The 26006-nt window shown below is 62.9% G+C and carries 15 protein-coding genes and 2 pseudogenes; 6 read left to right on the top strand and 11 right to left on the bottom strand.

From position 1 onward, the window contains the following. Positions 1-125: 125 nt before the first annotated feature. Positions 126-2987, bottom strand: a complete 2862-nt coding sequence (locus P0D68_RS09415; RefSeq protein WP_091794874.1) for a 2-oxoglutarate dehydrogenase E1 component — start codon at positions 2985-2987, stop codon at positions 126-128. Between the two features lie 554 nt (positions 2988-3541). Here P0D68_RS09415 and P0D68_RS09420 point away from each other — a divergent pair. Beyond that, on the top strand, positions 3542-4600 hold the full coding sequence (locus P0D68_RS09420) for a hypothetical protein (protein WP_408293589.1): 1059 nt from the start codon (positions 3542-3544) through the stop codon (positions 4598-4600). Between the two features lie 163 nt (positions 4601-4763). On the opposite strand, the gene typA is transcribed toward P0D68_RS09420, so the two are convergent. Continuing rightward, the gene (typA, locus tag P0D68_RS09425; RefSeq protein ID WP_091794884.1) at positions 4764-6590 is read right to left on the bottom strand and encodes a translational GTPase TypA; all 1827 of its coding nucleotides are present in this window, start codon (positions 6588-6590) and stop codon (positions 4764-4766) included. A gap of 318 nt (positions 6591-6908) precedes the next feature. On the opposite strand from typA, the gene P0D68_RS09430 reads away from it, so the two are divergent. The 4 genes and pseudogenes from P0D68_RS09430 to P0D68_RS09445 all read left to right on the top strand — a co-directional run. Continuing rightward, positions 6909-7427 (top strand): MarR family winged helix-turn-helix transcriptional regulator, encoded by a 519-nt coding sequence (locus tag P0D68_RS09430; protein ID WP_091794887.1) that lies wholly within the window; start codon positions 6909-6911, stop codon positions 7425-7427. 49 nt (positions 7428-7476) lie between these two features. Beyond that, positions 7477-8985 (top strand): efflux transporter outer membrane subunit, encoded by a 1509-nt coding sequence (locus P0D68_RS09435; RefSeq protein ID WP_408293593.1) that lies wholly within the window; start codon positions 7477-7479, stop codon positions 8983-8985. Positions 8986-9064: 79 nt separating this feature from the next. Continuing rightward, positions 9065-10303, top strand: coding sequence for an EmrA/EmrK family multidrug efflux transporter periplasmic adaptor subunit (locus P0D68_RS09440; RefSeq protein WP_091794894.1), 1239 nt, complete (start codon positions 9065-9067; stop codon positions 10301-10303). Position 10304: 1 nt separating this feature from the next. Beyond that, positions 10305-11897 (top strand): annotated as a pseudogene (locus tag P0D68_RS09445) (DHA2 family efflux MFS transporter permease subunit); the annotation flags it as partial. A 131-nt stretch (positions 11898-12028) separates the two neighbouring features. Here P0D68_RS09445 and truB read toward each other — a convergent pair. From truB to P0D68_RS09490, 9 genes are all read right to left on the bottom strand, one after another. Beyond that, positions 12029-12964 (bottom strand): tRNA pseudouridine(55) synthase TruB, encoded by a 936-nt coding sequence (gene truB, locus P0D68_RS09450; RefSeq protein WP_408293596.1) that lies wholly within the window; start codon positions 12962-12964, stop codon positions 12029-12031. Positions 12965-13068: 104 nt separating this feature from the next. Beyond that, positions 13069-13434, bottom strand: a complete 366-nt coding sequence (gene rbfA / locus P0D68_RS09455) for a 30S ribosome-binding factor RbfA (protein ID WP_042324072.1) — start codon at positions 13432-13434, stop codon at positions 13069-13071. A gap of 333 nt (positions 13435-13767) precedes the next feature. Next, a complete protein-coding gene (gene infB / locus P0D68_RS09460; protein WP_408293599.1) occupies positions 13768-16731 on the bottom strand; it encodes a translation initiation factor IF-2 in 2964 nt (987 codons plus the stop codon). 93 nt (positions 16732-16824) lie between these two features. Beyond that, positions 16825-18300, bottom strand: a complete 1476-nt coding sequence (gene nusA, locus P0D68_RS09465; protein ID WP_091794906.1) for a transcription termination factor NusA — start codon at positions 18298-18300, stop codon at positions 16825-16827. Then, positions 18297-18755: a ribosome maturation factor RimP gene (rimP, locus tag P0D68_RS09470; RefSeq protein WP_064269683.1), complete on the bottom strand. Its 459-nt coding sequence runs from the start codon at positions 18753-18755 to the stop codon at positions 18297-18299. Before rimP ends, nusA begins: the two co-directional genes overlap by 4 nt. Before the next feature lie 536 nt (positions 18756-19291). Next, the gene (gene rluB, locus P0D68_RS09475) at positions 19292-21151 is read right to left on the bottom strand and encodes a 23S rRNA pseudouridine(2605) synthase RluB (protein WP_408293602.1); all 1860 of its coding nucleotides are present in this window, start codon (positions 21149-21151) and stop codon (positions 19292-19294) included. Positions 21152-21215: 64 nt separating this feature from the next. Beyond that, complete coding sequence (gene scpB, locus P0D68_RS09480) at positions 21216-22424, bottom strand: SMC-Scp complex subunit ScpB (RefSeq protein ID WP_408293605.1); 1209 nt, start codon at positions 22422-22424, stop codon at positions 21216-21218. Positions 22425-22794: 370 nt separating this feature from the next. After that, a complete protein-coding gene (locus P0D68_RS09485) occupies positions 22795-24021 on the bottom strand; it encodes a pyridoxal phosphate-dependent aminotransferase (RefSeq protein WP_408293645.1) in 1227 nt (408 codons plus the stop codon). Positions 24022-24125: 104 nt separating this feature from the next. Then, on the bottom strand, positions 24126-25028 hold the full coding sequence (locus tag P0D68_RS09490) for a LysR family transcriptional regulator (RefSeq protein WP_408293608.1): 903 nt from the start codon (positions 25026-25028) through the stop codon (positions 24126-24128). Positions 25029-25437: 409 nt separating this feature from the next. Here P0D68_RS09490 and P0D68_RS09495 point away from each other — a divergent pair. Beyond that, positions 25438-25833, top strand: a pseudogene (locus P0D68_RS09495) (transposase); the annotation flags it as partial. Positions 25834-26006: the final 173 nt, after the last annotated feature.

A 26006-nucleotide genomic window follows, 5' to 3' on the forward strand; every position in this document is an offset into this window, starting at 1 on the left:
TACGTATCGGGTGACGGCGCGCGATCCATGGATCCGCCGACCGCCTGCGAACCTTGACTGCCGCGCTGATCATTCAGATGCGGCACGGGAAAGCGCCCTGCGCTTTCCCGGTTCGGCTCTTGTGATTATTTAGCGATCGACGCGCTCTTGAGGCGGCCGAAAGCGCCTTCGACCAGCGCCTTCTGCTGCTCGTAGTGCTTCGCGTAGTAGCCGACTGCCGGCGAGGCCGAAGCCGGACGTCCGCTGTATGCCAGCTTCTGCCCTTCCTTCATGCCGTCCTTCAGGTGGTGCTCGATGTAGAACCACGGGCCTTGATTCTGCGGCTCGTCCTGCACCCAGACCACTTCGGTCGCGTTGTCGTACTTCTTCATTTCCGCTTCGAACTGCTTGTGCGCGAACGGATAGAGCTGTTCGATACGGATGATCGCGACGTCGTTCGACTTCGATTCACGGCGATGCGCCAGCAGGTCGTAGTACACGCGGCCCGAGCACACGACCACGCGCTTGACCTTCTTCGCGTCGATCGCTTCGTCGATTTCGCCGAGGATCGGCTGGAACGCGCCCTTCGCCAGTTCGGACAGATCCGACACGGCTTCCTTGTGACGCAGCAGCGACTTCGGCGTGGCGACGATCAGCGGCTTGCGGAACAGGCGGATCATCTGACGGCGCAACAGGTGGAAAATCTGCGCCGGCGTGGTCGGTTGAACGACCTGCATGTTGTGGTCTGCGCACAATTGCAGGAAACGCTCGATACGTGCCGACGAGTGCTCCGGACCCTGACCTTCGTAGCCATGCGGCAGCAGCATGGTGAGACCCGAAACGCGGCCCCACTTCACTTCGCCCGACGAGATGAACTGGTCGATCACGACTTGCGCGCCGTTCACGAAGTCGCCGAACTGCGCTTCCCACGCGACGAACGTATTCGGTTCAGCGGTCGAGTAACCGTATTCGAAGCCCAGCACCGCTTCTTCCGACAGCACCGAGTCGATCACCGTGAACTTCGCCTGACCTTCGGCGATGTTCTGCAGCGGCACGTACGTGCCGTCGTTCCAGCGTTCGCGGTTCTGATCGTGCAGCACCGCGTGGCGGTGCGTGAACGTGCCGCGGCCCGAGTCCTGACCGGTCAGGCGCACTGCGTAGCCCGATGCGACCAGCGACGCGAATGCGAGGTGTTCGCCCATGCCCCAGTCGAGCTTCGCTTCGCCACGACCCATCGCGCGACGGTCGTTGATGACGCGCTCGACCAGCGGGTGAACCTTGAAGTTTTCCGGAATCGTGGTGATGCGCTCAGCAAGGCGCTTCAGTTCCGCGAGCGGCACTGCGGTATCCGCGGCGTCGGTCCACTTGCGGTTCAGGAACGGCACCCAGTCCACCGCGTACTTGCTCTTGTAGTTCGAGAGCACCGGGTCGACCGTGTGATGGCCTTCGTCCATGGCCTTGCGGTAGGCCTTGACGTATTCGTCCGCGTCGGCAGCCGTGATCACGCCTTGCTGCACCAACTTTTCAGCGTACAGCGCGCGCGTGCCCGGGTGCTTGGCGATCGTCTTGTACATCAGCGGCTGCGTGACAGCCGGCGTGTCCTGCTCGTTGTGACCCAGCTTGCGGAAGCAGACGATGTCGACGACGACGTCCTTGTGGAACTGCATGCGGAAGTCGATAGCCAGCTGCGTAGCCAGAACCACCGCTTCAGGATCGTCACCGTTCACGTGCAGCACCGGCGCTTCGATCATCTTGACCACGTCCGAGCAGTACAACGTGGAGCGCGAGTCACGCGGGTCCGACGTCGTGAAGCCGATCTGGTTGTTGATGACGATGTGCAGCGTGCCGTGCGTGCCGTAACCACGCGTTTGCGCGAGGTTCAGCGTTTCCATCACGACGCCCTGGCCGGCGAAAGCCGCGTCGCCGTGGATCTGCACCGGCAGCACTTGCAGGCCGCTGTCGTCGCCGCGACGGTCCATACGGGCCTTGGCCGAACCTTCGACCACCGGGTTGACGATTTCGAGGTGCGACGGGTTGAACGCGAGCGACAGGTGAACCGGGCCGCCTTCGGTCGAGACGTCCGACGAGAAACCCTTGTGGTACTTCACGTCGCCGGCCGGCAGGTCGTCGTGGTGCTTGCCTTCGAATTCGGCGAACAGGTCAGCCGGCATCTTGCCGAGCGTATTGACCAGCACGTTCAGACGGCCACGGTGAGCCATGCCGATGACGATTTCCTGAACGCCATTGGCGCCGCCGTGACGCACGACTTCGTCCATCGAGGCGATAAAGCTTTCGCCGCCTTCGAGCGAGAAGCGTTTCTGGCCGACGTACTTGGTGTGCAGGAAGCGCTCGAGGCCTTCAGCAGCCGTCAGGCGATTCAGGATGTGCTTTTTCTTTTCGTTCGAGAAGCTCGGCGTGGAACGGATCGATTCCAGCTTCTCTTTCCACCAGCGCTTCTGCTCCGGATCGCTGATGTACATGTACTCGGCGCCGATCGTGCCGCAGTACGTATCGCGCAGTGCCTTGACGATCTCACGCAGCGAAGCACGCTCGAATCCGAAATACAGATTCGTGGCGCTGAACTCCTGGTCCATGTCGGCTTCGGTGAAGTCGTAGAACGCGGGTTCGAGTTCGGGGATTGCGGGACGTTCGCGGCGCTTCAGGGGATCGAGATTGGCCCATTGCGAGCCGAGGAAGCGATATGCGCCGATGAGGGACTGCACATAGACTTGCTTTCGCGCGGTGGCGAGGTCTTCGCCGCCGGTTGCGGTGCGCGGGATGAAGGCGTTGGCCTTGGCGCGTTGCGCAAACGATTCGACGATCGGGCCATGGGCCACGTCGTTGGCATTGCTGCCATCCGATGCAGGGACGTTCTGCAACGCGTCGAAATAGCTGCGCCAGTTCTCGGGCACTGACGCCGGATTATCGAGATACGCTTCGTACATTTCTTCTACGTACGGAGCATTGCCGCCGAACAGATAAGAGTTCGACTGGAATTGCTTCATCATTTTTACGCTCACCTTTCTTCGAGCTTCTCGAGAAATAGCGGGTTACAGAACCTTCCGCGACACGGCCTGACCGTTTAGCGGATTGCGCGAATCAAGTCTTGCTTGGAAGGACCTAAAACTTTGCACCCGGGGAGCATATCACAGAACGGATAGTGCAGATAGCAGACGGACCGGCCCCAGAGCCCGTCCGGACGGCGTTTGCGCGTCGTTTCGAAAATCCGCAAGAGTGCATGGCGCCATGCGCAACGATCGCCTCCAGACGGGGCGACCGCATGCATAGACACGAAGAGGGAAATCATGTTGTGGGGCGCACCGATATCCGCCGTGGTGCATAAACAAGACGAGGCCGCGGACACCCGCACCTTCTGGTCACCTTCGGATGTAGTGGCTGCTCAATACCCTGCGCGGTGACGTTTTCCACAGACTGCATGCACGCAATACGGTTCCGGCATTGACAGGCCGACGAGAGGATCGCGGCTGATCAAAGGAAGCGATGCGTATCGGTATGCCGTTACTTTCACGGTGTTTTTGCGATTTTCCAAAGGAATGACCTTATGGGACTCACCGTCCAGAGCATGAGCGCAGTGATGCAGAAACAGGTTTCCGACAGCCCGTCTTTCGCACCGAAAAGGCCGGCACCGACACCAGCGGTGTTCCCGGGCCAGATTTTGTCCGGGGACAGGCGCACACCGCGACATGAGCGTTCCGTCGATCCGACACCGGGCGCGATCGGCAACGGACCGACCGACCCTGCGAAACAAGGGCCGGGTGCCGATCAGACACTGGATCGGGACAAACGCGGCCAGGTGCTGGGCGCCTGTAGCGGGTCCTACTTCCGGGAATGCAGAGGCGGAGAGGAGCTTCTCCACGATGCAACATCGCACGAAAGATTCGATCAGGCCTACCACGCCAGGACGAGAACCGGCCCCGATGGGAAGGGCAGTTGCCAAGGCGTTGTTTTCGAAGCCATGCGCCGCGTTGATCGCGCAACCGATGGCGCCTCGGCTCCCGACACCTTGCAGGAAGCGATCAGCCATATGAACAGGGACATGGACACCCTGTCAGCCTCAAACCACGGGGGCATTTATGACCGGATCGACGGTTTCCAGAGAGGATCGAGGCTCCCGCCACTCGCTAACTATCGCCAGTCGTCGAGCACTAATTTCAACCCCGACGGCAGGACTGATCGCTCGACCCGCATCGACGGATTGATCCATTCCTTCGATGACAACACCATGCCTGAAGGCGCCCTCGCATACGTACGTTTAGGCATCCGGCACGCTGACTCGATGGCGTCGGAGCCATACGGACACGCGTTAGCCATACAGCATCTTCCGGGCGGGAGCCAGTACACACTTTTCGATCCGAACAACGGCGCCTTCACGTATAGCAACCTTGCGGATATGCAAAACTCTTTGAGCAATTACCTAGGTACAGCATTCTCAGAGGACGGATACGTGGTCGCCCCGGATAGCGTTAATTTCTATACGCCGCCCGCAGCGCGTGATTGGGGCTCAGCAGCGCCGGTCACCACAGTTGCCCCACCCGGCGTCGTTCTGCCCGAGACCAATGAATTGCTACGACACTTTGGACTCCACCACACCCAACTCTAAACCTCACCTCACACAAAGCACGAATCACGGCCGACAAATGTAACCTGGCCCGGCCGCCGCCCAAATGAAAGAAGCCGTTCCGGACAAGTCCGGAACGGCTTCTTTTTATCCACGCGGCGCCGAGGTCACTAACAGCAGCACCTCAAGCGCACGTGCCATTCACTCAGTCCACCGCGCCCTTACGGCTCGCGCTGCGGCGCTCGTGTTCCTTCAGATAACGCTTGCGCAGACGGATGGATTGCGGCGTGACTTCGACCAGTTCGTCGTCGTCGATGAATTCGACCGCGTATTCCAGCGACATCTGGATCGGCGGCACGAGGCGCACCGCTTCGTCCGTACCCGACGAACGCACGTTGGTCAGTTGCTTGCCCTTGATCGGGTTCACGACCAGGTCGTTGTCACGGCTGTGAATGCCGATGATCATGCCTTCGTACAGCGGCTCGCCCGGCGACACGAACATACGGCCGCGATCCTGCAGCTTCCACAAGGCGTACGCGACTGCCGCGCCGTCGTCCTGCGAGATCAGCACGCCGTTGCGACGCTCGCCGACCGCGCCTTCGCGCACCGGCTGATACGAGTCGAACGTGTGGCTCATCAGGCCCGTGCCGCGCGTGAGCGTGAGGAATTCCGACTGGAAGCCGATCAGGCCGCGCGCCGAAATACGGTATTCGAGACGCGTACGGCCACGGCCGTCCGACGCCATGTCGAGCATTTCGCCCTTACGGCGGCCCAACTCTTCCATCACGCCACCCTGGTGGCCGTCTTCCATGTCGACCGTCAGGTTTTCGTACGGCTCGTGCTTCACGCCGTCGACTTCCGTCATCACCACGCGCGGACGCGACACGGCCAGCTCGTAGCCTTCGCGACGCATGTTTTCCACCAGAATGGTCAGGTGCAGCTCACCGCGGCCCGCCACTTCGAACGTGGTTTCGTCGCCGGTTTCCTTCACGCGCAGCGCGACGTTGTGGTTCAGCTCCTTCATCAGGCGGTCACGGATCTGACGGCTCGTGACGAACTTGCCTTCGCGGCCGGCCAGCGGCGACGAATTGACGAGGAAGTTCATGGTCAGCGTCGGTTCGTCGACGGTGATCATGGGCAGCGCTTCCGGTTGTTCCGGTGCGCAGATGGTCACGCCAATGCCGATTTCTTCGATACCGTTGATCAGCACGATGTCGCCGGCTTCAGCCGAGTCGACCTGCACGCGCTCCAGACCCTTGAACGACAGCACCTGGTTGATCTTGCGGTTCAGGATCGCGCCGTCGGGACCCGAACGGACGGCGACCGCCATGCCGGGCTTGATGCGGCCACGCGTGATACGGCCGACGCCGATACGGCCGACATACGACGAATAGTCCAGCGACGTGATCTGCAGTTGCAGCGGCGCCTCCGGATCGGCCGGACGGACCGGCACGTGTTGCAGCACAGCCTCGAACAGCGGGCGCATATCACCTTCGCGCACGTCCGGGGTCAAGCCTGCGTAGCCGTTCAGACCCGATGCGTAGACGATCGGGAAGTCGAGTTGTTCGTCGGTTGCGCCGAGCTTGTCGAACAGGTCGAACGTCTGGTTGATCACCCAGTCGATCCGCGCGCCCGGCCGGTCCACCTTGTTGATCACGACGATCGGCTTCAGGCCGAGCGCCAGCGCCTTCTTGGTCACGAAGCGCGTTTGCGGCATCGGACCTTCGACGGCGTCGACCAGCAGCAGCACGGAGTCGACCATCGACAGCACGCGCTCCACTTCACCGCCGAAGTCCGCGTGGCCCGGGGTGTCGACGATGTTGATGTGCGTGCCTTCGTACTCGACCGCGCAGTTCTTGGAAAGAATCGTGATGCCACGTTCTTTTTCGATGTCGTTCGAGTCCATCACCCGCTCAGCGATCTGCTGGTTGTCACGGAACGTGGCGGTTTGACGGAGGAGCTGGTCGACGAGCGTGGTCTTGCCGTGGTCGACGTGGGCAATGATGGCGATGTTGCGTAGGGCGCGAGTCATAGGAACCTGGAGACAGTTGAGTGCGCCAGCAGAGCAGCATTGTGTACGAAGCCAACAAAGCCCAAAGCGCACTTTTGGGAACCCAACATTATAGCACGCGTAAATGAAGCTTTCTGGTATTCCCTGATAAGCCCGCCGTCTTCCTCGTAGCGGCGCGCCGGAAATAAAGTGTAAGGGGCGGCAAAACCCTACGCAAAATCGCGCGGACCTTGCCTTGAGATGGAATAGACCTTTGCCTAAGCTGTAATAACACTTGCCGCGTCAACCAACCGCCCACTATAATCCTGCCTAGTCAACCATTGCATTCGCACGAGAATCATGACCGAGCCGTCTTCCACACCCACGCCGGACGTCATCAGTGAGTACCAGTTAGGCGAAAGCGTCGGCTACCTGATCTCGCGAGTGAAATCGACCATGTCGAACCTGGTCAATCAGCGCAGCATGGCCGAGTTGGGCATCACCAGCCAGCAAGGCAGCATCCTGTTCATGGTGGCGAGCGGCAAGTGCCTGCTGGCGGCCGAACTGGCGCGTGAATATGGCATCGACGCAAGCGCCATCACGCGTCTGATCGACCGGCTGGAAAAGCGCGGCCTGCTCACACGGGTGCGCAGCAACGAAGACCGACGGGTCGTGCGCCTCGCGCTGACGCCGGAAGGTCTCGCGATCGCCGCCAGAATGCCGGCTATTTTCACCGGCGTGATGGACAACCTGCTCGGCGGCTTCACCCCGGAAGAAGTGGGTTTTCTGAAGAGCATGCTGCGCCGCGTGCTCCTCAATTCCGGCGACCAAACGGGACTAACCCGTGATGCAGCAAGCAATTTTGACAGTAAATCGTAAGAAATTGCTTGCAGCGTCCATCATTACAATTCACTCAAAGAGTCGAGCGATGAAATCCCTTTCCCTGTCCGCGCCCGCGCTTTCGAGCCGGGCCGCTGTCGCCGCCGCGGTGACGGTGCTCGCCCTCACAGGGTGCGCGAACTACATCGGCATGAAAAGCGACAAGCAGATGTCGTCGCCGGCCCAGTACGAGTCCGCGCAGAGCCTGCCCGCTCAGAGCGGCCAGTGGCCGTCGCTCGATTGGGCCAACCAGTTCGGCGACCCGCAACTGCCCAAGCTGATCGCGGAAGCGCTGGAAGGCAGCCCGTCGATCGCGCAAGCCCAGGCGCGGCTCGCCAAAGCCTCGTCCTATATCGAGAGTTCGCGCGCGGCCCTTTATCCGAAGGCCAACGCCAGCTACTCGTGGACCCGCGAGCTCTTCTCCGAAAACGCGCTCTACCCGCCTCCATACGGCGGCACTTGGTATAGCGAGAACAATGTGCTCGCGAGCGCGTCGTGGGATCTGGACCTGTGGGGCAAGAATCGCCAGCGTCTCGGCCAGGCCGTGTCGCAGGAAAAGGCCGCTGAGGCCGACATGCAGCAGGCGCGCGTCACGCTCGCGGCGTCGGTGGCCAGCACGTACAACCAGCTCGCGCAGCTGTACGCGTTGCGCGACATCGCCGCGCGCGAAATCGCCAACCGCCAGGATATCGGCCGCATCACCAACGGCCGCGTGGCCGCCGGCCTCGACACCAATGTCGAGCGGCAAACCGCGAACGGCAACATCGCGACCACCCAGGCCAATTTGACCGACCTCGACGGCCAGATCACGGTCGTGCGCTACCAGTTGGGCGCGCTGCTCGGCAAGGGTCCGGATCGCGGCCTGCAGATCGCCGAACCCACGCTGACCAAGGGCGACGTCGTGGCGCTGCCGAACAATCTGCCCGCCGACCTCGTGGCGCGCCGCGCGGATATCGTCGCCGCGCGCTGGCAGGTCGAAGCCGCGATGCACGACGTGAAGGAAGCCAAGGCCGAATTCTTCCCGGACGTGAACCTCGCGGCCGGCTTCGGTTTCGACGCGTTCGGCTGGGGCCGCTTCCTCAAGGCCGGCAGCCGCCAGATGCAATTCGGCCCGGCGATTCATCTGCCGATCTTCGACGCCGGCGCGCTGCGCTCGCAACTGAAGGGCCGTTATGCCGACTTCGACCTCGATGTGGCGAACTACAACCAGACGCTGATCAACGCGCTCTCGGACGTCGCGACGCAAGTCTCGTCGATCAAATCGATCGACCAGCAGCAAGGCGACGCACAGCGCGCGCTCGACGCATCGACCAAGGCATATCAGCTGGCGGTGATCCGCTACAAGGCCGGTTTGTCACCGCAGTTGCAGGTGCTGACCGCCGACCAGAACCGCCTCGCCGCTGAACAGACCGTGACCAGCCTGAAGATGCGCCGCCGCGATATGCAGATCAGCCTCATCAAGGCGCTCGGCGGCGGTTTCGACGCGACGCAAACCGGCCTCGTGGTGCCGACCGATACCCCGGCATCGGCCACCACGGCGACCGCAGCGGCTAATTGAGCGCGAATCACGGCCAGAACGAACACTCGCACGAACATCCGAATAAACGACGACGCTTGAGAGAACCCGGAGCACATCAATGAGCACCCCCCAGCAGCCCGCGGCTAACACCCAGCCGGCACAATCGGCGAATAACGGCAAACGCAAGCGCATGATGACGCTGCTCGTCATCGTGATCCTGATCGCCGCGATCGCTTATGGCCTTTACTACTTCCTCGTCGCGCGTTTTCACGAAGACACCGACGACGCGTATGTGAATGGCAACGTCGTCCAGATCACGCCGCAAGTCACCGGCACGGTCGTCGCCGTGAACGCGGACGACACCCAGACGGTGAAGGCCGGCGACCCGCTCGTCGTGCTCGATCCGGCCGACGCCCGCGTCGCGCTGGAACAGGCCGAGGCCAATCTGGCGCAGACGGTGCGCCAGGTGCGCGGCCTGTTCGCCGACGACAATCAATATCAGGCGCAAGTCGCCGTGCGTCAGGCCGACCTGTCGCGCGCCCAGGACGACCTGAAGCGCCGTATGACGGTTGCGCAAACCGGCGCCGTGTCGCAGGAAGAAATCTCGCACGCCCGCGACGCCGTGAAGAGCGCGCAAGCCGCCGTGGACGCCGCCCAGCAGCAGTTGGCGTCGAACCGCGCGCTGACCGCCAACACCACGATCGCCAATCACCCGAACGTGCAGGCCGCCGCCGCGAAGGTCCGCGACGCATACCTGAACAACGCGCGTAACAACCTGCCGGCGCCGGTCACGGGCTACGTGGCGAAACGCTCGGTGCAGGTCGGCCAGCGCGTCTCGCCGGGCACTCCGCTCATGGCGATCGTGCCGCTCGGCGGCGTGTGGGTCGACGCGAACTTCAAGGAAGTGCAGCTCAAGCACATGCGCATCGGCCAGCCGGTCGAACTGACGGCCGACGTGTACGGCTCGTCGGTGGTGTATCACGGCAAGGTGGTCGGCTTCTCGGCCGGCACGGGTTCGGCGTTCTCGCTGTTGCCCGCGCAGAACGCGACCGGCAACTGGATCAAGGTGGTGCAGCGTCTGCCGGTGCGGATCGCGCTCGATCCGAAGGAACTCGAACAGCACCCGCTGCGCATCGGCCTGTCGATGCAGGCTGACGTGAGCATCAAGGACGACAACGGCGGCCAGCTCGGTCAGGCGCCGAACACGGTCTATCAGACCAACGTGTTCGAAAAGTACGGTGACGAGGCCGACGCGGAAATCGCCCGCATCATTTCGGAAAACGCAGGCCCGAACGGCGGCTCGCAGAAGTCGGCCCAGGCCGGCAGCGCGAAGCCTGCCGCCGCGAAACTGATGTAAGCCGAGTGACGAATCAGACAAGGCTTCTTTAATGGCTCAGGCTCAGGCGCAAGTCCCTCACCCGCCGCTCGAGGGCGCGCAACTGGTGATCGGCACCATCGCGGTGTCGCTCGCCGTCTTCATGAACGTGCTCGACACGTCGATCGCGAACGTATCGATTCCGTCGATTTCCGGCGACCTCGGTGTGTCGTCCGACCAAGGCACGTGGGTCATCACCTCGTTCGCGGTCGCCAATGCGATCTCCGTGCCGCTCACCGGCTGGCTGACCGACCGCATCGGCCAGGTGCGCCTGTTCATGGCGTCGATCATCCTGTTCGTGATCTCGTCGTGGATGTGCGGCCTCGCGCCGACGCTGCCGTTCCTGCTCGCTTCGCGCGTGTTGCAAGGCGCGGTGGCCGGTCCCATGATCCCGCTGTCGCAAACGCTGCTGCTCGCGAGCTATCCACGCGCCAAGGCCCCCATGGCGCTATCCATGTGGGCCATGACCACGCTGATCGCGCCGGTGGCGGGCCCGATTCTCGGCGGCTGGATTTCGGACAACATCTCGTGGCCGTGGATTTTCTACGTCAACATTCCGGTCGGCGCGATTGCCGCCGTGGCGACGTGGATGATCTTCCGCAACCGCGATTCCGTCATCAGAAAAGCGCCGATCGACGGCGTCGGGCTCGGTCTGCTGATCGTCTGGGTCGGCTCGCTCCAGGTCATGCTCGACAAAGGCAAGGATCTCGACTGGTTTTCGTCGACCACCATCGTCGTACTGGCGCTGGTCGCAGTGATCGCGCTGGCGTTCTTCATCGTGTGGGAATTGACGGCCGAGCATCCGGTGGTCGACCTCTCGCTCTTCAGCCGACGCAACTTCACGGGCGGCACGGTCGCCTTGTCGATCGGTTACGGGCTCTATTTCGGCAATCTCGTGCTGCTGCCGCTGTGGCTGCAAACCGATATCGGCTACACGGCGACCGAAGCCGGCCTCGTCATGGCGCCGGTCGGCCTGTTCGCCGTGCTGCTGTCGCCGATCACGGGCAAGGTGTTGCCGCGTACCGATCCGCGCTATATCGCGACCTTGTCGTTTCTCGTGTTCGCGCTGTGTTTCTGGATGCGTTCGCGCTATACCACCGGCGTCGATACGTACTCGCTGCTGGTGCCAACCTTGATTCAGGGGATCGGCATGGCCGGGTTCTTCATCCCGCTGGTGTCGATTACCTTGTCAGGGCTGCCGGGTAACCGGATTCCGGCGGCGTCGGGCTTGTCGAATTTCGTGCGGATCATGTGCGGCGGCATCGGCACGTCGATCTTCCAGACCGCGTGGGACCACCGCTCGATCATGCATCATGCGCAACTGGCCGAGCAGGCCAACGCGTACAACCCGGTGTTCGACCAGTCGATCCGCCAAATGGGCGCGGCGGGCTTCAGTCAACCGCAGGCGTATGGCCTGTTCAACTCGATGGCGACGCAGCAGGCCGCGCAACTGGGTGTGAACGATCTGTTCTTCGTGTCCGCTGGTATCTTCGTCGCGCTAATTGCGCTGATCTGGATCACGAGGCCTGAGCGCGCCGGTGGCGACGCGGGTGCGGCGGCCGCGGCGGCGCACTGAGTTTTTTGCGCCGATTGCCACGGCGAACGATATGAAAAAAGGCGGGACCGCTAACGAGCGCTCCCGCCTTTTTTTCTGCACCTTCGATCGGGTATGCGCATCACGCACGCTGCCCACCGTCCAGAAGGCTTTCAGCTCGCCGTAGTGACGACCAACCGTTCCGGCGCCAGCACGCCCTCGCCTTGCTTCGCGACACCCAGCAGACGCCCCTGCGCGGCATACACCCGAACGCGCGGCGCATTCAATGCTTCGCCTGTGATATCCAGTTCGGACAGTTTCAACCGCTGACCGTGCAGGAAGCGGCGCGTCGCGTCTTCGTTCAACTGGACGAGCGGGAAAGTGGACAGCAATGCGTCCACCGGTTGCAGCCACGCGTCGCGCTCGCCTTCCGTTGCATCGGACAATGCGTCGAGCGTCACCGAATTTTCAAGCGTCAGCGCGCCAACGCCCGTGCGTCGCAGCGCCACCAGATGCGCGCCGCAACCCAACGCTTCGCCGATATCCTCGGCCAGCGTGCGCACATAGGTGCCCTTGCTGCAGGTCACGCGAAACGTCACGTCCGGCAACGCGCAACTGAGCAGATCGAGCTTCAGGATCGTCACCTGGCGCGCTTCCCGCTCCACCGTCTGGCCGGCACGCGCATATTCGTACAGTGGCTTGCCGTCACGCTTGAGCGCCGAATACATTGGCGGAACCTGAGTGATTTCGCCGAGGAATGTGGGCAGAACCGCTTGAATCGCCGCCTCGTCGCAGGTCACTTCGCGCGTGTCGATGGCTTCGCCCTCGGCGTCGCCGGTGGTCGTGCGAATGCCGAGACGCATGGTGGCCTCATACGTCTTGTCGGCTTCGAGCAGGTCTTGCGAAAACTTCGTGGCTTCGCCGAAACAAAGCGGCAGCAAGCCAGTCGCGAGTGGATCGAGCGTACCGGTGTGACCCGCTTTTTTTGCCAGATAAAGACGCTTCGCGCGAATCAGCGCGTCATTGCTCGACAGGCCGAGCGGCTTGTCGAGCAACAGGACGCCGTCGAGCGCGCGGCGCGGCACGCGGGGGCGTTGAGATGCGGTCATGTCGGAGGGACGAAATCTTCGATAAATACGGAAAACAGCGACGGAAACAGCGCTGAGCGCAGGGCCACTCAGGCATCGCGGCGAGAGCCTCGGCTACAGCGCGCTCAGTCTTCTTTCGCGCGATTTGCGTTCGCCTCGTCGATAAGACGCGACATTTCGACGGCTCGCTCGATCGTCTTGTCGTAATGGAAATGCAGCGTCGGCACGGTGTGGATATGCAGGCGCTTGAACAGCTGATTGTGCAGATGCCCGGCGGCATGCGTGAGCGCTTCGAGCGTCTGTTGCGGGTCGCCCGTGAGCGTCGTGAAATAGACCTTGGCGTGCGCGTAGTCCGGCGTCAGCTCGACACTTTGAATCGTGACGATGCCGATGCGCGGATCCTTGACCTCGCGCAGCAGCTCGGACAAATCGCGCTGGATCTGATCGGCGATCTGCACGTTGCGATTGGGGGAAGAACGTTTTTTAGGCATGGTGTGATGTGATCCGCTTTAACGGATGCAAAAAATGGTTCGCGCTAGCGCGGTGCGGGCTTTTCTTCCGGGCGGCATTCAGGCGGCCGGGAGAACCGGAAGCTCGACAGCGGGCTGTTACGCGGCGACCGGCGTCAGAGCGCGAAAGAGCGCGGTAAACCGGGAATAAACGCGCGGGAACAAACGCGCGGCAACCAACGCACAGCAGCAAATCACGACAGCAAAGCGTGGCGCCGAAGCGCGGCAATCACGCGGAACAACGTGCGGCGCCAAAAACAACGGGCGGAGCGGGCGTTAAAGCCCGCTCCGCCCCTTTGAGCCGTGCCGCGTGAATTACAGCGAACGCGCGACTTCGGTGATCTCGAAGACTTCGAACTGATCGCCTTCGACGATATCGTTGAAGTTCTTGATCGACATACCGCACTCGAAGCCCTGACGGACTTCCTTCACGTCGTCCTTGAAGCGCTTGAGCGAATCGAGTTCGCCCGTGAAGATGACGACGTTGTTGCGCAGCACGCGCACCGACGACGAGCGCTTGACGAAACCGTCCGTGACCATACAACCGGCCACCGCGCCGATCTTCGGTACCTTGAAGACCTGACGCACTTCGACCGTACCCGTCACGACTTCGCGCTTCTCCGGTGCCAGCATGCCCGACATCGCGGCCTTCACGTCATCCACTGCGTCATAGATGATGTTGTAGTAGCGAATATCGACGCCGTTGGCTTCCGCCAGCTTGCGAGCCTGCGCATCCGCACGGGTGTTAAAGCCGATGATGACTGCCTTCGAAGCCGTTGCCAGGTTGACGTCGGACTCGCTGATGCCACCCACGGCACCGTGCACGATCTGCACGCGGACTTCGTCTGTGGACAGTTTGAGCAGCGACTGCACCAGCGCTTCCTGCGAACCTTGCACGTCGGCCTTGACGATGAGCGGCATGTACGCCACTTCGCCTTCGCCCATCTGTTCCAGCATGTTCTCGAGCTTCGCCGCCTGTTGCTTGGCCAGCTTGACGTCGCGGAACTTGCCTTGACGGAACAGCGCGACTTCACGCGCCTTGCGGTCGTCCGGCATGACGATGACTTCTTCGCCAGCTTGCGGGACTTCCGACAGACCCTGAATTTCAACCGGGATCGACGGACCGGCCGACTTGGTCGGCTTGCCGGTTTCGTCGAGCATGGCTCGCACGCGACCGTAAGCGCTACCTGCCAGCACCACGTCTCCGCGGTTCAGCGTACCCGACTGGACCAGGATCGTTGCAACCGGACCCTTACCCTTGTCGAGCTTTGCTTCGATGACGAGACCCTTGGCCGGCGCTTCGACCGGTGCCTTCAGTTCCAGCACTTCGGCTTGCAGCAGCACGTTTTCGAGCAGATCGTCGATGCCCGCGCCGGTTTTAGCCGACACCGACACGAATGGCGAATCGCCACCGTATTCTTCCGGCACGACGCCTTCAGCGACGAGTTCCTGCTTGACGCGCTCCGGATTCGCATCCGGCTTGTCGATCTTGTTGATCGCGACAACGAGCGGCACGCCGCCTGCCTTCGCGTGGGCGATAGCTTCCTTCGTCTGCGGCATGACGCCGTCGTCGGCAGCCACCACCAGAATCACGATGTCGGTTGCCTTCGCACCGCGAGCACGCATAGCCGTAAAGGCTTCGTGGCCCGGCGTGTCGAGGAAGGTGATGACGCCACGCGGCGTTTCGACGTGGTAAGCGCCGATGTGCTGCGTAATGCCGCCCGCTTCACCCGCTGCGACCTTGGCGCGGCGAATGTAGTCGAGCAGCGACGTCTTGCCGTGGTCGACGTGACCCATGACCGTGACGACCGGCGGACGCGGCAGTGCTTCCGCGTCGGACACTTCGCCTTCGACCAGCATGGCTTCCGGATCGTCCAGCTTGGCCGCAACCGCGTGGTGGCCCAGTTCTTCGACGATGATCATCGCCGTTTCCTGGTCCAGCATCTGGTTGATCGTGACCATCTGGCCGAGCTTCATCATCGACTTGATGACTTCCGACGCCTTCACCGCCATCTTGTGCGCCAGATCGGCGACCGTGATGGTTTCCGGCACGTGCACTTCACGCACGATCGGCTCGGTCGGCGCCTGGAACGTGGTGCTTTGATCCTGATGCTTGCCGCGACCCTTCGGGCCACCGCGCCAGCCACGATCGACACCGCCGCTCGAATCGCCACGCGTCTTGATACCGCGGCGCTTCGCTGCGTCGTCCTGCCAGCCGCCCTTGCCGCCGCCCGGCTTCTTCTTGTCGCCGGCGGAAGGCGTGGTCGTGGCAGCCGGAGCCGCAGCAGCCGGTTTCTTGGCTGCCGGACGTGCCGCTGCTTCACCCGCCGGACGCGCCGGCTTGTGCAGCGTGCCCTTGGCTTCCGCGGCCTTGGCCGGCTCGGCGGGCTTCGGTGCCGGTTCCGGCGCCTTGACCTGCGCCTTGCGCGGCGTGTTCATCATTTCGCGGATCGCACGTGCTTCGGCTTCAGCCGCTGCACGACGCTTGGCGATTTCTTCCTGCTCGGCACGCGCTTTCTCAGCAGCCTGACGCGCCGCGTCTTCCGCCTTCTTCGCGGCTTCGCGTTGCGCGGCACGCTCTGCAGCTGCGCGCTCGTCGTCCTGCTCGTTAACTTTGGCGACTACCGGTTCCGCGGCCTTAGCCACCACCGGCTCGGCCTTCGCGGCCGCCGGTTGCGCGGCTTGCGCCGGCTTCGCAGCCTGTGCCTGCTGCTCGCGAGCCGCCGCCTCGGCCGCTGCGCGCTTCTTCGCTGCTTCTTCTTCCGCACGGCGACGCTCGGCTTCGGCAGCCGCTTCACGCGCCTGACGTTCCGCTTCTTCGCGTTCGAGTTGTTCTTGGCGCGCCTTCAGCTCCTGAGCCTGCTTTTCGAGCAGTTCGGCTTCGTGACGAGCTTCCTCTTCACGACGCTGGAGTTCGAGATCGTCGACGTCGGCCTCGGCCACATGATTCGATGCATCTCCGTTTTCGGCGGAGGTTTCGTCGCGGCGGACGAAAGTGCGCTTCTTACGCACCTCGACCTGAATGGTGCGAGCTTTGCCCGTCGCATCGGATTGCTTGATTTCCGACGTATGCCGTTTCGTCAGCGTGATCTTGCGCTTGTCAGCATCAGTCGAGCCGTGAGACTTGCGCAAGTGGTCGAGCAGACGCGCCTTGTCCGTTTCGGACAAGCTGTCGTCTTCGCTCGCTTTTGTGACGCCTGCTGCCTGCAGCTGCTCAAGCAGCACGCCTGCAGGCATTTTCAGTTCCGCGGCAAATTGGGCTACGTTGTTACTCGCCATTCATTCCTCTTAATGCAAGGACCGATTCCTTGCGGTTAGCATCGGGTCATGCGGCCTGACGGCCGCTTCAATTTAGTGCGCCATGGTCATTTCTCACTGGAACCAGTGTTCACGTGCTTTCATGATCAACGCCTTAGCGGCATCCTCTTCCATTCCGGTCATCTCGACCAGTTCATCCACAGCCAGCTCGGCGAGTTCGTCGCGCGTCTGGATCTGATGTTCGGCCAGCTTGGCGAGCAGGTCGGCGTCCATGCCGTCCAGGCTCTTCAGGTCGAGCGCTACATTTTCGACCTTTTCTTCATTCGCGATCGCCAGCGTCAACAGCGCGTCGCGCGAGCGATTACGCAGTTCGTGAACAGTGTCTTCGTCGAATGCTTCGATTTCGAGCATTTCGTTGAGCGGCACATAAGCGATCTCTTCGAGGCTCGTGAAGCCTTCGTCGATCAGGATGTCGGCCACTTCTTCGTCGACATCGAGACGCGCCATGAACAGGTCACGCAATACGCCGCGCTCCTGATTCTGCTTTTGCGCAGATTCGTCCGGCGTCATGATGTTGATCTGCCAGCCGGTGAGTTCGCTGGCAAGACGCACGTTCTGGCCGCTGCGGCCGATCGCGACCGCCAGTTCGTTTTCGTCTACGACGACGTCCATCGAATGCTTTTCTTCATCGACGACGATCGATTGGACGGCTGCCGGCGCGAGGGCGCCGATCACAAACTGAGCGGGATCCTCCGACCATAGCACGATGTCGACGTTTTCGCCACCGAGCTCGTTGCGCACCGCCTGCACGCGCGAGCCGCGAATGCCGACGCAAGTGCCGATCGGATCGATGCGCTTGTCGTACGCGACCACGCCGATCTTGGCGCGCACGCCCGGATCCCGCGCGGCCGCCTTGATTTCCAGCAGACCTTGCTCGATTTCCGGCACTTCCATCTCGAACAGCTTCATCAGGAATTCGGGCGCCGTACGCGACAGTTCGATCTGCGGACCGCGCGCGGTGCGATCCACCTTCGCGATATAGGCGCGCACGCGGTCGCCCACGCGCAGGTTTTCCTTCGGAATCAGCTGATCGCGGCGCAGCAGCGCTTCGACACGGCCGGTTTCGACGATGAAGTTGCCCTTATCGAGGCGCTTCACCGAGCCGGTCATGATGTGCTCGCCGCGCTCGAGGAAGTCGTTCAGGATCTGTTCGCGTTCGGCGTCGCGCACCTTCTGCAGGATCACCTGCTTGGCAGCCTGCGCGCCGATCCGGCCGAATTCGATCGACGGCACCGGTTCTTCGATGAACTCGTCGAGTTGAATCTCGGGCTTCTGTTCGCGTGCTTCGAACAGCAGAATTTCCTGATCCGGTTCCTGCAAACCGGCTTCGTCCGGCACCACTTTCCAGCGGCGAAACGTTTCGTGCTCGCCGCTTTCACGGTCGATATGGACGCGGATATCCGCATCTTCTTCGAAGAGTTTCTTGGAGGCCGAAGCGAGAGCCGCTTCGAGCGCGGCAAATACCACGTCTTTGTCGACATTCTTCTCGCGTGCCAGCGCATCCACCAGCATCAACACTTCGCGACTCATTGTTTGCGGCTCCTAAAGTCAACTTTCGGAACGAGGCGTGCTTTGTCCATGTCCGCGAGCGTGAAATCGAGCATCGCGGCGCCTTCCTTCCCTTCAAATTCCAGACCGATCGTCTCGCCTTGCGGAGCATGCAGGATGCCCCGGTACGATTTCCGTCCGTCCAATGGCTTTTTCAATGTGATTACCACTTCGCTGCCTGCGAAGCGTTCGAAATCCGCCAGTTTCTTCAGCGGGCGGTCGAGACCCGGCGACGACACTTCAAGCCGCTCGTAATCGATATTTTCGACCGTCAGAACGTGCTGGAGCTGACGCGTGACTTTCTCGCAGTCTTCGATCGCGATGCCGGCCGGCTGGTCGATATAGATACACATCATGCCGCGCCCGGTGCGCTCGAAGTCGACGAGCTCGTAGCCGAGTCCCACGACCGTGGTTTCAATCAGTTCCGTCAGTTGCACAATGCCCTCTTAGATGTTCGCGCAGCGAGCCTGCCGCCTGTTCTGCAAACAACCAATGCGGGCCGCGCGCCAAGCCGGCGCACGTTCGTGCTACCCGAGATGCCGAACCACTGAGAACTGAGCGGCAAAAAAAAATGGGCTAAACGCCCATCATCTTATTACCGGTGGTCGCACCTGAGCCGCACATAAAAAGCCGCACGCCCAGCGACTTCGCGATTGTAGCCATTTTTCAGGACAAACGCAAACCGCAAAGCGCCGCCCAACGCGCATTTCAGCTTGATTTCACGGGAATCTTTCCACGATATGGCGGCCGTTCAGGCCTTTTGCAAGACGGCTCGGGCCGCCTCGGATCCAGCCGGACAAGCCGGGCAAGTGAAATCTGCCCCCACTTCCGTCCACGCTGCGGTTTTATGTGCCGCAAGAAGATCGCAAAGCAACGCGAAACCTGGAGAGCGCGTCGATCGACCACGGCGGCGACTCACGAAAATCGTTGAAAAACGATTCAGCGGCCGGCCGCCATGCATGACTCGCTTACTTTAACGGCCGCGCGAACGGCCGCGCGGCGCGCCACCGCCGCGATTGGCGCCGCCCGGGTTGGCATTGCCGCCACCCGCGCGGTTGGCGTTGCCACCGCGATTGCCGCCCGGCCCGCGGCTACCGCCGCCATTGCCGGGATTGGCACCCGCACCGCCGGGACGCTTTCCGCCCGCCGCACGATTGCCATTGCCCGACGGCGCACGATTACCGTCGACCTCCCGCCCGCCGCGCGGGCCGCCCGCACCGCCGCCCATCGGACCGCCGAGCCCACTCGCGCCGCGGCCGGCACCGCGATTGCCGTAACCGCCACCGCCAAAGCCGCCGCCGCTCGCACCGCCACCGAATCCACCACCCGCCGCACCACGGCGGCCTTGGCCGCGCGGTTGCTGCTGTTCGAAACGGCTATGCGACATCAACACGGGCTCACGGTTGATGAAGCCCATCGACGTCTGCATCGGATCCGGCTGCTTACGCTCCGGCGCTTCACGGCGGTTGCCCTTATCTTCGGTCGGCGCCTTCAGGCCCACCGACGCCATCAGCGCACGCACCTGGTTGTCTTCGAGCTCTTCCCAGCGGCCGCGCTTGAGGCCCTTCGGCAGCGAAATCGGGCCGTGACGGGTGCGGATCAGGCGGCTGACCATCAGGCCGGCCGCTTCGAACATACGACGCACTTCGCGGTTACGCCCTTCGGCGAGCGCGACGTGATACCAGTGGTTCGTGCCTTCCCCGCCGCCGTCACGAATCCGCAGGAAGTTTGCCGGGCCGTCGTCCAGTTCGACGCCGTGCAGCAGCTTCTGGCGCATGCCTTCCGCCAGTTCGCCGACCACCCGCACCGCATATTCACGCTCGACGCTGTAACGCGGGTGCATGAAACGGTTCGCCAGATCGCCCGACGTGGTCAGCATCAGCAGACCTTCCGTGTTGAAGTCGAGACGGCCGACCGCGAGCCACTTGGCGGTTTTCATCGGCGGCAGTTTGTCGAACACCGAAGGACGGCCTTCCGGATCGGCATGGCTGACGATTTCGCCGGTCGGTTTGTGATACAGCAGCACGCGCGGCGGCTTGTTGGCGAGCTTGCGCTTGACCGGTTTGCCGTTGATGCGAACCTGGTCGGTCGGCATGATGCGCTGGCCGATGTGAGCCGGTTCGCCGTTCACCGACACGCGGCCGGCAACGATCAGCTCTTCCATGTCGCGACGCGAACCCATGCCGGCCTCGGCCAGCACCTTGTGCAACTTTGGTGCGTCGTCATCCGCTGCCAGCACGCGCTTGGGCGCGGCGGGCTTGCCACGACGCAGCATCGGCGCGCGCACGCCGCCGGTGGCGCTGTTATCCGCGTCGAACGCGGGCGACGTAACGTACGAGAACAGATCGTCCTGACCGGCTTCCGCCGCAGCCGCCGGCGCTTCACCACCGCGGCGGTTCTGACGCTGGCCGCCTTCGCGCGGCTGACGCTCGCGCTGACCTTCACGAGGCGCTCCTTCACGCGGTGCGCCCTCGCGGCGCGCGCCGCCCGCATTGCGGCGTGACCCCTGACCCTTCGCGCCGGCATCTTTGCGCGGCATACGCACTTGCGCGACGACCTCGCCGTCCGGCGGCGCCTCGCTGACAACCGGCGCCTCTTGCGCGGGGCCGCCTTCGGCGCCCTTCGTCTTCGCGCCGGCGCGGCGCCGGGCGATCAGGCTGCGCGGACCGCGACGCAGGCCGCGGCGCGGACGGTCTTCACCATCTGCTTCCGTGGTCTGCGCCGGGCGCTCGCCCTCGCCTGCCGACGCTTGCGTGGTGCGCGTTTCGTCAGCGCGAGCCGACGGCACGGCGCGCTCGGATTCGGACGAATCGGTGTCGTGGGTATGTGTCAAAACAACCTCAAAATGTCAGGTCGCGCACGCCCGTTGCGGGCGTGGCAAAAAAAGTTCGGTTACGTCAGGCGCTGCGCGACTCAGGTTCGTCGTCGGTCAGAACGCCCGCGTCCTGCGCCGCATCGCGACGATCCTCAGGATCGCCGTGCGCCGCCTTGGTCGGGTTCGGCTCGGCGGCGTGCTCCGTATTGCGGAGTACGCCCGAGTCGTGCGCGGGTATTGCCGGATCGGTCTGGGAGACCGGATCGTGATTCTGTGCGGACCCGGCGGTGCCGGTCTGCGGTGCAACGTTTTCCGCGTGCGCCGTTTCAGCATGATCCTGCGCGGCTGGCTCACCCATTGCGTCCGGATGCAAGCCGGATGCGGGTGCGATTTCCACTGCGCTGTCAGTCGCTTCGGCCGCCTGCGCTGCTTCCATCGGCTCAGCGTGCTGCTTTTGATGCAATTCAGCGAATCCGTCAGCGATTTCCGCTCCGGGCGCCTCGCCTGATGTTTCGAGCTGGTTGGCACCGGCATGGCTAACGGCGTCCGCCTCTACGGCATCGAACTGCGGCGCTTCGCCCACGGCCTTAGCAATAGCCTGAGGTTCACCACTAGCGGCCGAGTCGATAACCTCGCCCGCAGCGGCACTTTCATCTACCACGCCGGAATCCACCGGCTCTCCGAGCGCGCCCTCTTCGCCCGACGCCAACGCTTGCGCGGCGTCGGCGTCAGCGAACTCGATCGCATGCTGGCCGAGCAGATCCGCGTTCAACTGCGCCGACGGGTCCGCGAGCGGCGGCAATTCGTCGAGCGCTTTCAGCCCTAGGTCGTCGAGAAACTGCCGCGTCGTCGCATACAGCGCGGGACGGCCCGGCACGTCACGATGACCGATCACTTCGATCCAGTTGCGGTCTTCGAGCTGCTTGACGACCTGCGTATTCACCGTGACGCCGCGAATTTCTTCGATATCGCCACGCGTGACCGGTTGCCGGTATGCAATGATCGCGAGCGTTTCGAGCACCGCGCGCGAATATTTCGGCGGTTTCTCAGGATGCAAGCGATCCAGATACGAACGCATTGCGGGCTTGCTTTGAAACCGCCAGCCCGACGCCAGCCCGACCAACTCCACACCGCGCCCAGACCAATCCTGCTTGAGGTCTTCGAGCAAATTCCGAACGGTGTCTGCCGACACGCCGTCGGCAAAGAGCTTGCGCAACTCGCCGAGCTTTAACGGCTCCTGCGCGCAGATCAAGGCAGTCTCGAGGACGATCTTCGCCTCTTGGGTATTCATGCAGCTAGGTCAGACCCTGTGGTCAAAGAACCGGATCAAACAGACGATGTGGAACTGAAGACGCGCTCGCCCGATTCTGATCGGTCATATTGATGGGAGCACGCACCGGGGGGAGGCGAAACAGACAATCGAACCAAACCCAGCCGGACGGAGCAGCGATATTCCTGAAAGGAATCGCGTGACTGAGCGCCATATTACGCAAAAACAATCAGTGCGTAAAGATGAAATCCCCCGCGCATTTTCCGGCCTCGCCTTGGCGGGCGTGCTTTAGTGAAAAAGCGGGCTTAATTGGACGGAAACCCGCTTTCTTCGGTTGTTCTTCTCCCGGTTTGCTCAATAGTGTTTTGCGCGGCCACCTTGCGGCAGGCGCTCAGCGGTCAGTCGTGTGGCTCGCGAGGAACCGCTTCAGGCGCTCGACGCCCGTGTCCAGCCGCGCCGTGTCGCAGGCATAGCACCAGCGGACGAAGCCCTCGCCCTGCGGGCCGAAGGCGCTGCCCGGCGCCACGCCGAGCCCCACCTCACGCACCATTGCCTTGCATAGCTCCAGACTGCGCGAGGCTCCCGGCATCGAGAAAAACAGGTACATCGCGCCGGGCGGCGCCTTGACGTCCACCCCCGGCACCGTGGAAAGCGCGCGCACCAGATGATCGCGCGACGCCTTCAGGTCCAGCACCAGTTCCTGCGTGAAGGCTTCGCCCTGCTCGATGGCCGCGATGCCGGCTTGCTGAACGAAGGCCGGCGCGCACGAGGTGTTGTACTCGACGAGCTTGCCCAGATCGTCCATCAACGAGGCGGGCGCGACGATCCAGCCGAGCCGCCAGCCCGTCATCAGCCATGCCTTGGAAAAGGAATTGACGCAAATTACGCGCTCGTCGCGGGTAGCCAGGTCGAGGAACGACGGCGCGGTGAGCGAGGGCGCGGCGTTGGCATTGGCATTGCCGTCCGTATAGTAGAGGCGCTCATAGACTTCGTCCGCCACGATCCAGATACCGTGGCGCCGGCAGTGCGCCAGCACCGCGCGCTGCTCGTCGCGACTCATCACCCAGCCGGTCGGATTGTTGGGCGAATTGATCAGCAACATCTTCGTGTCGGGCGTCAACGCCGCGAGCAGTTGCTCGAGGTCGAGCTGCCAGCCGCGTTCCCCGTAGCCCAGCGCGACGGTTTCGACGTGCGCGCCGAGAATCTTCGGAATCTCGACCAGATTCGGCCAGAGCGGCGTAACCGCGACGACGCGGTCGCCCGCGCCCACCACGAGCTGCGCAGCAAGCATCAACGCATTCACGCCCGCGCTCGTCACCGCGATGTGCTCCGGCGATGTCGCGCCGTGCAGCTTGCTGACGTAGCCCGCCAGCGCGGCGCGCAGCGGCGCGATGCCGAGATTGTGTGTGTAGAACGTCGCGCCCGCGGCGAGCGACGCGCTGGCCGCGTCGCGGATAAAGGCTGGCGTCACGCGGTCGGACTCGCCGAACCAGAATGGCAGCACGTCGTCGACGCCGAAACCGGCGTTGGCGACTTCGCGAATCTGCGAAGGACGCAGGGCGCGCACGGCATCGCGCGCATTGGGGATAGCAGGGAAAGACGAATCCGTTTCGCTCATCGAGACTTCCAGACGGGTGGATGGCATGAATTGAAATGCAGCGGAGGCGACAGTTTAGCTTGGCGCTCCTTCTGGGGGCAGCGAGGCAGGCAGCGTTATCGTTACTAGCTCAAATCCTCCGCCCGCCCCGGCAATTGACGGATCAGCCCCCACACCGCCTCCGCAGCCGGTGAGAGCGAGCGGTCGCGCCGCCGCACCAGTTCGACCGTACGCTCGGCGCGCGGCACCAGCGGCCGGGCCACCAGCGAGGCGCCCGCCGGCAGCGGCAATGCCAGCCACGGCAGCACGCTCACGCCGACGCCCGCCTCCACCAGCCCAAAAACGGTCGCGGAATGCCCCAGCTCCTGCACCACCGTGGCGCTCACGCCATATTCCTGCATCACGGCGTCGATGATCGGCCGGCTGCCCGATGCGTAGTCGAGCATCACCAGTTGCTGGCCTTCCAGGTCCGTCCACGCGACCCGCTGCTGGGCGGCAAGAGGATGATCGTCGCGCGTGACGACGCAGAACGAATCCGTCATGAGCGATTCGCTAAGCAGATCGTCTGCGGCGAACGGGCCGATGATCACGCCGAAGTCGACCTCGCCCGACTTGACCTTGCGGACCACGTCGCTCTGCACGTCGTCACGCAGGCCCAGTGCGACGTAGGGAAACTGCTGGCCGCAGGCGGCCACCACGCGCGGCATGAGCCGGCACGCCACCGTCGGGCTGGCGGCCACCACCACGCGCCCGCGGCGCTGTTCACCAATTTCGCGGATCTCGCGCAGCGCGTCGTCCAGATCCGAGAGCAGACGCGACACGCTCGACACCAGGTTGCCGCCCACATCCGTGAGTTGCACCTCGCGGGTCGTGCGATCGATCAGCTTAAGACCGATCTCGCCCTCCAGTTCGCGCACGCAGCGGCTGACCGCTGACTGCGTCAGGCCGATTTCATCGCCCGCCCGGCTGAAGCTTTGCAGACGGGCGACCTCAATGAAAACCCTTAGCTGTCGCAGCGTGACATTCATTTACCGACCTCATCAATTGCATCATTTGATGCGTATTGTAAGTCGAAATTCAGCACCACAACTGGTTTTAGTCATTGCGCTGCAATGCAGCAATAAGGCGCAAACGCACGCTGGCCGGGCTTGATTGCACAAGATTGGTGATTGTCCCGATTTGCGAGATGGGTTTTTTGGATTCTTATACGCCCCTAGCTAGCGCCCGCGCTGGCCCGCTGTCATGGGGCTTTCAGGCGGTTGGACTCAACTTGGCACACTTCCTGCATTTACATGCACACAAGGGTCGGCGCCATGATTCTGACTGCATAGCAGACCGTGGCAAGCCCGACCCTCCTTGGCACTCGCCTATCGAGTGCATGGAGAGTGCGCGGCGCGGGGCAGCGCACCGGAGTTAGCTTCGCTGAGGTGAAACATGATGCTGTTCGACGATTTGAGAGACAACGAGTGGGCGCTGGTCGAGGCGTTGTTCTGTGCGGAGCCAGCACGGAGCGAACGGCGCGGTCGACCACGCGTGGAAGCGCGCGCGGTTGTCAACGCCGTGCTGTGGGTGCTGTCGACGGGCGAAGGCTGGTCCAAACTGCCGGGCCGCTATCCGTCGCCGCCGACTTGCCGCCGTCGCTTCGACGAGTGGCAAGCCGATGGTACGCTCGCCGAAATAGTTAAGCGACTCGGCACGAGCGGCCGTGAAATTTCGCTGCGCGGCCGTATCGGCGCAACCGCAGCCAAACCGCCGGCACCGCCGAGCCGTGACCGCCTGCGCGGCGCATTCTGGACCAATCCGGAATCGTGGCGCGCTCCGGTCAAGATGGCCTGACGCGAACTGTTTGACCGCCGGGCGCTTGCGGGCACCCGGCGTTTATCCGATCCAGGTCGACGCGCGCCGCTGGTCTGCGCTCGCCGCATCTGTCATGGGCACCGCTCCTCGGCGCGCCCAATGCAGTCGTCCCCTCCTGTACACCCAGCTAACTGTGCGCTGCTTCAGAT

Source organism: Paraburkholderia sp. RL17-380-BIE-A, from assembly GCF_046028085.1.
Lineage (GTDB): Bacteria > Pseudomonadota > Gammaproteobacteria > Burkholderiales > Burkholderiaceae > Paraburkholderia.

Bases quoted from the DNA above. Each gene is read 5' to 3' on its own strand.
- P0D68_RS09415 (WP_091794874.1), bottom strand. From the start codon at position 2,987: ATGATGAAGCAATTCCAGTCGAACTCTTATCTGTTCGGCGGCAATGCT.
- P0D68_RS09420 (WP_408293589.1), top strand. From the start codon at position 3,542: ATGGGACTCACCGTCCAGAGCATGAGCGCAGTGATGCAGAAACAGGTT.
- typA (WP_091794884.1), bottom strand. From the start codon at position 6,590: ATGACTCGCGCCCTACGCAACATCGCCATCATTGCCCACGTCGACCAC.
- P0D68_RS09430 (WP_091794887.1), top strand. From the start codon at position 6,909: ATGACCGAGCCGTCTTCCACACCCACGCCGGACGTCATCAGTGAGTAC.
- P0D68_RS09435 (WP_408293593.1), top strand. From the start codon at position 7,477: ATGAAATCCCTTTCCCTGTCCGCGCCCGCGCTTTCGAGCCGGGCCGCT.
- P0D68_RS09440 (WP_091794894.1), top strand. From the start codon at position 9,065: ATGAGCACCCCCCAGCAGCCCGCGGCTAACACCCAGCCGGCACAATCG.
- truB (WP_408293596.1), bottom strand. From the start codon at position 12,964: ATGACCGCATCTCAACGCCCCCGCGTGCCGCGCCGCGCGCTCGACGGC.
- rbfA (WP_042324072.1), bottom strand. From the start codon at position 13,434: ATGCCTAAAAAACGTTCTTCCCCCAATCGCAACGTGCAGATCGCCGAT.
- infB (WP_408293599.1), bottom strand. From the start codon at position 16,731: ATGGCGAGTAACAACGTAGCCCAATTTGCCGCGGAACTGAAAATGCCT.
- nusA (WP_091794906.1), bottom strand. From the start codon at position 18,300: ATGAGTCGCGAAGTGTTGATGCTGGTGGATGCGCTGGCACGCGAGAAG.
- scpB (WP_408293605.1), bottom strand. From the start codon at position 22,424: ATGAATACCCAAGAGGCGAAGATCGTCCTCGAGACTGCCTTGATCTGC.
- P0D68_RS09485 (WP_408293645.1), bottom strand. From the start codon at position 24,021: ATGAGCGAAACGGATTCGTCTTTCCCTGCTATCCCCAATGCGCGCGAT.
- P0D68_RS09490 (WP_408293608.1), bottom strand. From the start codon at position 25,028: ATGAATGTCACGCTGCGACAGCTAAGGGTTTTCATTGAGGTCGCCCGT.